At 69.4% G+C, this 1,280-nt stretch carries 1 protein-coding gene; it reads left to right on the forward strand.

The genetic code is table 11. The features are described from left to right. Positions 1–127: 127 nt before the first annotated feature. Positions 128–1,240, forward strand: coding sequence for an IS110 family transposase (locus DW151_RS10360; protein ID WP_233543402.1), 1,113 nt, complete (start codon positions 128–130; stop codon positions 1,238–1,240). The last annotated feature ends 40 nt before the right edge of the window (positions 1,241–1,280 follow it).

Here is a 1,280-nt window from a genome sequence, read left to right on the forward strand (position 1 = left end):
AGACGATATGAGCAGGACATAAAAACATTGAGAGCCCCTGCTGCATGAAAGTCCGCGGATTAGGCCGACAATGGTGAGTGTCTAATCCAGCCGTGGCGGCCACGCCGCATTCATGGAAGGGGCTCCCATGCTCGATACTACCACCTTCGTCGGCCTCGACGTCCACGCCCGCTCGATAAAGGCCGTCTCCCTCGACGTCATGACCGGGGAGGTGCGCTGCGCGACCTTCGGCTACGACGCCGGGGCCGTCGCGGCGTGGGTCCGCTCCGTGGACCCCAGGGCCAGGTGCGTGTACGAGTCCGGGGTCACGGGGTTCGACCTGCAGAAGAGGCTCTCCGGCCTGGGGGTCGACTGCGTGGTCGGCGCCGTCTCGAAGATGATCAAGCCCAGCGCGGACAGGCGCAGGAAGAACGACCGCAACGACGCCGAGTTCCTCGCCCGCATGCTGTCGGTCGGCAACGTGGTCGAGGTGTGGGTCCCCGACGACGAGTGCGAGGCCGCCCGCGACCTGACCAGGGCGCTCGAGGACGCGAGGGACGACCTCTCGCGCTCGAAGCAGCGGCTCTCCAAGTTCCTGCTCAGGCACGGCTTCGTCTTCGACGAGAGGACGCCCACCGGCCGCAGGAAGGGCAACTGGACCCGGGCCCACTGGTCCTGGATCGAGTCGATAAGGTTCGCGGAGGGGGCCGACGAGGAGGTGCTCGCCTACTACGTCGACGCGGTCAGGCGGGCGGCGGAGGAGAAGGCGAGGCTCGAGAGGCTCGTCGAGGGCGAGGCCCGCAAGCCCAGGTGGAGGAGGAGGGTCGACTCCCTGCGCTGCCTCAAGGGCGTCGACACCGCTTCCGCCGCCGACCTCGTGTTCGAGGCCGGCGAGTTCTCGAGGTTCAGGAATGCCCGCTCGTTCGCCGCGTGGGTCGGCCTGACGCCCTCCGAGCACTCCAGCGGGGAGAGCGACCGCAGGGGCGCGATCACCAAGGCCGGCAACAAGCACCTGAGAAAGACGCTGGTCGAGGCCGCGTGGCACTACCTGACGTGCTCCGGGCGGCCGAAGGACCTCGCCAAGGGCCAGGCCCCGGACCGGGGCGCCCGGAGGCATGCCGCCAAGGGCGTGCGGAGGCTGGTCGAGAGGCGGGAGGCGCTGCTCGCGCGCGGGGTCCACGGCAACAAGGCGAACGTGGCCACGGCGCGCGAGCTCGCCTGCTGGGTGTGGGCGGTCGGCCTCATGGCCGAGGAGGCGTAGGGGGGGCGGTCCCCCGCACATAAGCCAATCACCCCGGAAG

It is taken from the genome of Collinsella sp. AM13-34 (assembly GCF_003473055.1).
Lineage (GTDB): Bacteria > Actinomycetota > Coriobacteriia > Coriobacteriales > Coriobacteriaceae > Collinsella.

Bases quoted from the DNA above. Each gene is read 5' to 3' on its own strand.
- DW151_RS10360 (WP_233543402.1), top strand. From the start codon at position 128: ATGCTCGATACTACCACCTTCGTCGGCCTCGACGTCCACGCCCGCTCG.